Raw genomic sequence first — 6607 nt, 5'->3', positions numbered from 1 at the left:
GCGCGCAACAATGCCGCCGGCGATTCTTTCGATTGATTATTCATGGTGGTGCTGGCTGCCGGCCATCGCGACTTCCTGCGGAGCGGCCTTGGCGGCGCCCTTTTCAGTCTTTTCGCCCTTGCCTTCATCCTTGACGTTCTTGTCGGTCATCATCTGCTGGTCCATGCAGACCTGGCCTTCGGCGACGCAACGATTCAGGATCGCGTGGTACAGCGTGCCGTCAACGGCGTTGAAGTGCTGCACCGGATCCTTGATGCTCGGCTTTTCCAGCGCCAGGTATTCGGTGCGCTTGAGCGCACCGCCGCCGGACTTGATCTTCTTGACCCAAGCGTCGAAGTCTTCATCGCTCACGCCGTGGAACTTGAAGCGCATGTCCGAGAAACCGGCGCCGCTGTAGTTGGCCGAGAAGCCTTCAAACTCGCCCGGCTTGTTGATGACGGCGTTGAGCTTGGTCTGCATGCCCGGCATCGCGTAGATCTGCCCTGCCAGCGCCGGGATATAAAACGAGTTCATCACGGTCGAGGCGGTGATCCTGAATTCGATCGGACGGTCAACCGGCGCAGCCAGTTCATTCACGGTAGCGACACCTTGCTCCGGATAGATGAACAGCCACTTCCAGTCCAGCGCGACGACTTCGACGATCAGCGGCTTGACGTTTTCAGGGATGGGGCGCAGCGCATCCAGGCGCGACAGCTTGCGATACGGATCGAGCGTGTGGGTGCTGATCCAGGTCAAGAGGCCGAGCGCGATGATGATCAGCAGCGGCGCGCCCCAGATGACCAGTTCGAGCTGGGTCGAGTGATCCCAGTCCGGCTCATAGCGCGCGGCGGTATTGTTCTGGCGATAACGCCACGCAAAAAGGCCGATCAGCACAATCACCGGAACGATGATCAGCAGCATCAGGATGGTGGAAATAATGATCAGTCTGCCTTGCTGGTTGGCGATGTCCCCGGAAGGATTCAGGACGACGGTATTGCAACCGGCCAACAAAATTGCAGGCAGAAAAATGAATCCGCGGCGAATGAGATGTGAAAACATGCAGGGAAAGTCCAGTCGGAGCTATCAAATCATGCTAATGTACACTTACCGTTCGGCATTGGCGATTGGACAATTTGTCCTACCCTCGCGGTCATCTTGATGGTGAGTTTGCAAGTGTGCCAATGTGCCGGCGGAACGTAGCGGCATTACAGACCGAACCAAGAAAGAGAGACAATGATCATGGCTAGCACTCATATTCATCACCCTGAAGTTCCTGGCAAATTTTCTGCAAATACGCCTGTCGGTGGTTCTGATAATGTAAATAATGCCAAATCTGATCATCCAGTGATTGCACCCGGCGATATTGCAATCGGCGTGGTCATCGGAAGGGCTTCAGAATACTTCGATTTCTTCGTGTATGCCATAGCCTCGGTGTTGGTTTTTCCCACCATTTTCTTTCCATTTGAACAACGCCTCGAGGGCACGCTCTACTCCTTCACCATTTTTGCCTTCGCATTTCTGGCGCGTCCGTTCGGCACCATCCTTTTCATGGCCATCCAGCGAAAGCTCGGGCGCGAAGTCAAACTGACACTGGCGCTGTTCCTGCTGGGCCTGTCGACGGCCGGCATCGCGTTCCTGCCGACATACGAACATCTGGGTTTCACCGCCATCGTGCTGCTGTCCGTGCTGCGCATCGGCCAGGGCCTGGCGCTGGGCGGCTCGTGGGATGGCTTGCCTTCGCTGCTGGCGCTCAACGTGCCGAAGAACAAGCGCGGCTGGTACGCGATGCTGGGCCAGCTCGGCGCGCCGGTGGGCTTCATCGTCGCCGGCCTGGTGTTCGCCTACCTGATCGGCAACCTGAGCAGCGACGACTTCCTCGAGTGGGGCTGGCGTTATCCGTTCTATGTCGCCTTTGCGATCAACGTCGTGGCGCTGTTCGCCCGCCTGCGCCTGGTAGCGTCGGACGAGTACGCGCAACTGTTGAAAGAACGTGAACTGGAGCCGACCGGCGTCGTCGACATCACCCGCACCCAGGGCCGCAACCTGATCATCGGCGCCCTCGCCGCACTGGCCAGCTATGCGCTGTTCCATCTGGTGTCGGTGTTCCCGCTGTCGTGGATTTCGCTGTATTCGATGCGCTCGATGAGCGACTTCCTGATGGTGCAGGTGTTCGGCGCGGTGCTGATGATGGTCGGGATCGTATTGTCCGGCCCCATCGCTGACCGCTTCGGCCGCCGCACCACGCTGGGCGCGCTGGCGGTGCTGATTGCGGTGCTGAGCGGCTTCGTGCCGACGCTGATCAACGGCGGCGATACCGGGCAGGACATCTTCATCCTGGTCGGCTTTGCCCTGCTCGGCCTGTCTTACGGTCAGGCAGCCGGCGCCGTGACCGCCAACTTCCCTGCCAAATATCGCTACACAGGCGCGGCGCTGACGTCCGATCTGGCGTGGCTGGTCGGCGCAGGTTTTGCACCGCTGGTGGCGCTGGGCTTGTCGGCTCACTTCGGTCTGGCTTACGTCAGCATCTACCTGCTGTCGGGCGCAGTCTGCTCGCTGGCGGCGCTGAGCGTTAACCGTGCGCTGGATATCCGCTGATCTGATCCGCCAATAAAAACGGCCTGGCATGCGCAAGCAGCCAGGCCGTTTTTACGTTAATGCCCCTCTTTTTAAGCTACCCGTCCCAAAACGCCGGCGCCGCTCTGCTGATAAATCCGGTGCGCCGGTCGCGCCAGCCCCAAGTTCTCGCGCAAGGTTTTGCCTTCGTATTCGCTGCGGAACAAACCGCGCCGGCGCAATTCCGGCAGCACCAGCTCGACGAAGTCGTCGAGTCCGCCGGGCAAAGTCGGGGGCATGATATTGAAACCGTCTGCGCCGCCCTTCAGGAACCACTCTTCAAGCCGGTCGACAATGCTCTCCGGCGTACCATGGATGGACCAGTGACCGCGCGCAGTCGCCACGCGCAGATACAGTTGACGGATCGTCAGCTGCTCGCGACGCGCCAGCGCCGTCACCAATTGGAAGCGGCTCTTGGTGCCGTTCGGCTCCTGCAAATTCTCTGGCAGCGGACCGTCGAGCGGATAGCCGGACAGATCGATGCCGCCCAGATGCTGCTGCAGCAGCGACAGGCCGACGGTCGGATGAATCAGCGATTGCAGTTCTTCGAATTTTTCCAGCGCTTCGCTTTCGCTGCGGCCGACCACCGGGAACACGCCCGGCATGATCTTCAGTTCATCCGGCTCGCGGCCGTACCTGGCGAGCCGCGATTTCAGGCTGCTGTAGAAATGCTGCGCGTCCTCCAGCGATTGCTGTGCGGTGAAGATTACTTCCGCCGTACGTGCCGCCAACTCCTGGCCCGGCTCGGACGAACCGGCCTGCACCACCACCGGATGTCCCTGCACCGGACGCGCCACGTTGAGCGGCCCGCGCACCGAGAAATGCTTGCCCTTGTGATGGATCGCATGCAGCTTGTTGTGATCGAAATGCACGCCCTCGGCCTGGTCGAAGCGGAAGGCGTCGTCTTCCCAGCTATCCCACAAGCCGCGCACCACGTCGACGAATTCTTCGGCGCGTTCATACCGCGCGCCGTGTTCGGGATGCTTGTCGAGATTGAAGTTGTGTGCCTCCGACTCCGACCACGAGGTCACCACGTTCCATCCCGCGCGGCCGTTGCTCAGGTGATCGAGCGAGGCGAATTTGCGCGCCACGTGGTACGGCTCGTTATACGTCGTCGACACCGTCGCCACCAGGCCGATGTGTTCGGTCGCCTGCGACAGCGCCGACAACAGCGTCAGCGGCTCGAACGTCGCGGCGCGCGAAGTCAGGTGCAAGGTCTCCGCATCGTGCGAACGGATCGCCACGCCGTCGGCCAGGAACAGCGCATCGAACTTGGCCCGTTCGGCGGTCTGCGCGATCTGCCGGTAATGCGCGATGTTCTGGCCGGCGTCGGGTTGCGCGCGCGGATGGCGCCAGCCCGCCACGTGATGGCCGGTGGCTTGCAGGAAGGCGCCCAGGCGCAGTTGTTTCTTCGGCCCGCTCATGACGCCACCGCCTCTTTTGCATCGATGACAGCATCAGGCGTACGCAGCTTGTCCTGCGCCCTATCTTGCGCCTTATCTTGCACATTACGCGACACGCTGCGACGGCCGTCGACGCCAACCGGCACGTCGCCGGCGATCGTCACCCGCCGCACCACGCGATGCTGGCTGCCGTAGTCGTTGATCGCATAGTGTTGCGTCGCCCGGTTGTCCCAGATCGCGATGTCGCCGGCCGTCCAGCGCCAGCGCACGGTGTTTTCCAGACGAATGACATAGCTCTCCAGCAGCTTGAGCAGATGCTCGGAATCGCCGGTCGGATAGCCGAGCAGTTTCTTGACGAAGTGTCCCAGCACCAGTGTGCGTTCACCGGTCTCCGGGTGCACGCGCACCACCGGATGCTCGGTTTCATAGATCCTCGACGTGAAGACTTCGCGATAGCGCTTGAGGCCGGCGTCATCGGTATTGAATCGCGCCGCGTAGTCGTAATCATTGGTATGCAGCGCCCACAGGGTGTCCGCCAGCTGGCGCAAAGCCGGCGGCAGATCGAGATAAGCCTGCGCCGTGTTCGCCCACACGGTGTCGCCGCCCGCCTGCGGAATCACCACTGCGCGCAGGATCGACGCCTGCGGATACGCCAGGTCGAAGGTGACGTCGGTATGCCAGGAATTGGCGCGGCCGCCGTGCACCGAATCCAGCTCCAGCAAATAGCCGGTGCCGTCGCGCACCGGTACGGTCGGATGCGCCACCAGCTCACCGAACAGTTTGGCGAAGGCTTCCTGGCCGACGTCGTCGAGATGTTGTTGCCCGCGGAAGAACAGTACCTTGTACTTCAGCAGCGCCTGGCGAATGGCGTGAAAGGTCTCCTGGCCGAGATCGCCAGACAGGCGCACGTCGCGGATTTCAGCGCCGATGCGGCCGGCGACGGGATGCAGATTGAGCAATGCTTCGGACATCTTGTTCTCCTTCGAAAATGACTGGCCAGGGGATGTAACTTGCGTCTACGGTTTACGTCTTGCGGGAATGCTGCAGTTCTTTTGACAGGCGACATTGGTCGTATCGGGACGGGTATCGCCGATGAAGCCGTCGCGGTTGGGCATGCGCACCCTGGGCAGCGAATGCGCATCAAGCACGGTGTCCGCCGTCACCACGCCGTTCAGGTACAACAGATAAGCCGTCACTGAATACACTTCATCGGGCGTCAGGCTCTGCGGCGCGTTATAAGGCATCGCGCGGTTGATGAAATCGAACACCGTCGTGGCATACGGCCAGAAGCTGCCGATGGTCTTGACCGGATTGGCCGACGTCAGTGTGCCCTTGCCGCCCACCAGCTGGTCGGCCGGCTTGCCCTCGCCTTTGGCGCCGTGGCAGGCTGCGCATTGCTGCGCGTAGATGGCCTTGCCGTTGGTCACACTGCCGCTGCCCGCAGGCAAGCCGACGCCGTCGGTGGCGACCTCGATATTCCATGCCGCCAGATCGCGCTCGCTGGCCGCATGGCCGATGCCGTACACCTGGGCCTGCACGCTGAATGACAATGCAAGCGCAGCGGCACCTGTAAAAACGCTAAACCTGAACATTGGTGATGACCCCGTCGCTCGCCACTTTCCAGCTCTGGATGGCGTTGAAGTGATAGTTGGATTCGAAGCCGCGCGCATCGACCAGCTGTGCGCCGCTGGGCTGGACGAAGCCGCTCTCGTCCAATGCCCTGCTCTGCAGCACAGCCGGTGCGCCGTCCCAGCGCCACGGCAAACGGAAGCGCGTCAGCGCGCGATCCAGCACCGGCTCCTGCAGACGCGCCTCGGTCCAGCTGCGGCCGCCATCGGTTGAAACGTCGACGCGTTTGATGCGTCCGCGTCCGGTCCACGCCAGACCGGAGATTTCATAGAAACCTTTTTCCTTCAGCCGATGGTCGGGCGCCGGAAACGTGATCACCGATTTGGTTTCCATCAAAAATGTGAACTGGCGCGCCGTACCATCGGGCAGCGAGTCGGTATATTTCGACGTCTCTTCGCGCGACATGAACGGCTCGCGTCCGACCTTGAGACGACGCAGCCACTTGACGCTCATGTTGCCCTCGAAGCCGGGCAGGAACAGCCGCAACGGGTAGCCGTGTTCAGGCCGCAGCCGCTCGCCGTTCTGCGCATACACCAGCAAGGCATCGTCGAGCACCTTGCCGATCGGGATGCTGCGCGTCATGCCCGCCGAGTCGGCGCCTTCGGCCAGAATCCAGGCGCCTTCGGGCTTGATGCCGACTTCCTCCAGCACGGTCGCCAGCGGTACCCCGGTCCATTCGCAGCACGACAGCAGGCCATGGCTGAATTGCAGCGAGGCCGTGCCCGGTCCCTTCCATTCGCGTCCGGTATTGCCCGAACATTCGAGGAAGTGGATGCGCGACACCGATGGCAGCCGCACCAGGTCGTTCATCGTGAAGATCGTCGGACGCTCCACCAGGCCATGCACCGCCAAACGATGCTGCTCCGGATCGATCTGCGGAATGCCGGCATGGTGACGCTCGAAGACAAGTCCGGTCGGCGTGATGATGCCGTGCAGGTCCTGCAGCGGCGTCATCGACGAGTTCGCCCCCGGCAACGGCGCGG

6 protein-coding genes are annotated in these 6607 nt (G+C 61.7%); 1 reads left to right on the top strand and 5 read right to left on the bottom strand.

Features of this window, described 5'->3' with window-relative positions:
* Nucleotides 1-36 precede the first annotated feature (36 nt).
* A complete protein-coding gene (cyoA, locus tag HLUSI_RS0118720) occupies nt 37-1038 on the bottom strand; it encodes a ubiquinol oxidase subunit II (protein WP_016835405.1) in 1002 nt (333 codons plus the stop codon).
* Nucleotides 1039-1218: 180 nt separating this feature from the next.
* Between cyoA and HLUSI_RS0118715 the strand changes: the two genes are divergently transcribed.
* Nucleotides 1219-2574 (top strand): MFS transporter, encoded by a 1356-nt coding sequence (locus HLUSI_RS0118715; protein WP_029363755.1) that lies wholly within the window; start codon nt 1219-1221, stop codon nt 2572-2574.
* Between the two features lie 71 nt (nt 2575-2645).
* Here the strand turns inward: HLUSI_RS0118715 and HLUSI_RS0118710 are convergent, their stop codons facing one another.
* The 4 genes from HLUSI_RS0118710 to soxC form a co-directional block, all read right to left on the bottom strand.
* A complete protein-coding gene (locus tag HLUSI_RS0118710) occupies nt 2646-4016 on the bottom strand; it encodes an LLM class flavin-dependent oxidoreductase (RefSeq protein WP_016835403.1) in 1371 nt (456 codons plus the stop codon).
* Nucleotides 4013-4966 (bottom strand): TauD/TfdA dioxygenase family protein, encoded by a 954-nt coding sequence (locus tag HLUSI_RS29555; RefSeq protein WP_016835402.1) that lies wholly within the window; start codon nt 4964-4966, stop codon nt 4013-4015. Before HLUSI_RS29555 ends, HLUSI_RS0118710 begins: the two co-directional genes overlap by 4 nt.
* A gap of 45 nt (nt 4967-5011) precedes the next feature.
* On the bottom strand, nt 5012-5587 hold the full coding sequence (locus tag HLUSI_RS0118700) for a c-type cytochrome (RefSeq protein WP_029363754.1): 576 nt from the start codon (nt 5585-5587) through the stop codon (nt 5012-5014).
* A partial coding sequence (gene soxC / locus HLUSI_RS0118695) for a sulfite dehydrogenase (protein ID WP_029363753.1) occupies nt 5574-6607 on the bottom strand: 1034 nt, incomplete at its 5' end. The genes soxC and HLUSI_RS0118700, both read right to left, overlap by 14 nt.

The sequence above is a fragment of the Herbaspirillum lusitanum P6-12 genome (assembly GCF_000256565.1).
Classification (GTDB): domain Bacteria; phylum Pseudomonadota; class Gammaproteobacteria; order Burkholderiales; family Burkholderiaceae_D; genus Herbaspirillum; species Herbaspirillum lusitanum.
The sequence above is the reverse complement of the archived record's forward strand: the minus strand, read 5'-3'. Positions and strand labels throughout refer to the sequence as shown.